Genomic DNA, 1355 nt, shown 5'->3' on the forward strand with positions numbered 1-1355 from the left:
GTTCTTACCCGCTCTTCCGCGGATACCGGTTTCATGGTCAGGGCGATTTCGTTGTTCCGGACCTGCCGCTCGACTTTCAACTGCGTCTTGTTCTGGAACTTCAGTTCGAGTGCGACACTTTTTGCATACGCCTGCCGGAGCCCGGTGTTGTTCTGGTGCGTGGAAAGGAGCCGGTCAAGGACATACTGGTGTTTTGCGATTGTCTCCTGGGCATTGATGAGGCCCGGAGCATTCTCCGGTACTTCCCTGACGGACAGGGCGGTTGCGTTTGCCTTGTTGTAGTACTGCTCAAGCGCCAGCGCAGCGTTCCGGCTGTTGTTCCGCACCAGCTCCCCCTTTGCCTCGGAAAGCCGGAGGGTAGCCCGGTTCACCTGCTTTTCCATGCGTGCGGCAGGATCGAACGTGAAAGACTCGTCAAGATCCTCAAACGCCAGCTTCAGGCCATAGAGAGCGCTGTCCGGGCCGATGGGCCCCTCGTACGGCTGGATGTCATCGGTTAGTACTGTTTCCGTCCCTGCGGTTGTCTCGCTCGCCAGGGTACTGGTGACCGTGGCTTCTGAAGAAACGAGTGTCTGGACCGGTGTTTCCTGTACATTGGCAGATGTAATTGTTAGTGCATTTCCGGAATCGGTTTCTGCAAGTGCCGGAACAATGGTTACGGTCAGCGTTGCGATCAGTATACAGAGGAGGAGAAGGCCCCTCCCGGGTCTTGCTGGTGTATTCATGGGTTTTACATCCATGGCACTCTTTGCCAATTGAAACCTGCACAGGAGCAGGGTTAAACCTGGCGAGTGTCCGATTGTCAGGGGATTGTCCTCAAGTGTCTCATGGGGAATTTAATCGTTCGGGATTGTTCAGATCTGAAAAAAACGGGCATATGTCCGATTTCCTGCTGGTGCCCGGATCAAGGCGGATTCTAGGGTTTTTCGCGCCCGGTGCCGGGCAGCGCGCGGAAGCCGGGCATCGTTCGGCCTTTCCGGGCCGCCACCGGGTGCCTATCCCTGCCCTGTCGGGAGTCGCCCCCTGCAACGGGTTTTCCGCCTGGCAATGCGGTTCGGGCGGGCAGGGTACCGATGAACCCGGGACCGGAATTTTCGGCAGCCCGGTGCAGGGACAAAGAAAAAAACAGGATGCGGGGTTCAGGCGCCCTGGTTCCCGGCGGGCTGGTCCGGGGGCATCTCGCGGATGGACTTGAAGAGGAAGAAGCCGACCACCCCGAACGTGATGAGCGGCGAGAACCAGCTCGGGATATGGAACCCGAAGGCGTCGAGGATCATGATACTGCCAAGGAAGAAGATGGAGTACATGGCCCCGTTCTTCAGGAACCGGTATTTCTTGATGTTGTCAATGTTCCG

1 protein-coding gene and 1 pseudogene are annotated in these 1355 nt (G+C 57.6%); both read right to left on the reverse strand.

Annotated features, from left to right (window positions below; all coding sequences use genetic code 11):
* Positions 1–725 (reverse strand): DUF5667 domain-containing protein (locus CW742_RS13255; protein WP_292421154.1); only part of this gene is annotated, 725 nt, incomplete at its 3' end.
* 414 nt (positions 726–1139) lie between these two features.
* Positions 1140–1355: pseudogene (locus CW742_RS13260) on the reverse strand (DUF475 domain-containing protein); the annotation flags it as partial.

It is taken from the genome of Methanoregula sp. (assembly GCF_002835825.1).
GTDB lineage: Archaea > Halobacteriota > Methanomicrobia > Methanomicrobiales > Methanospirillaceae > Methanoregula.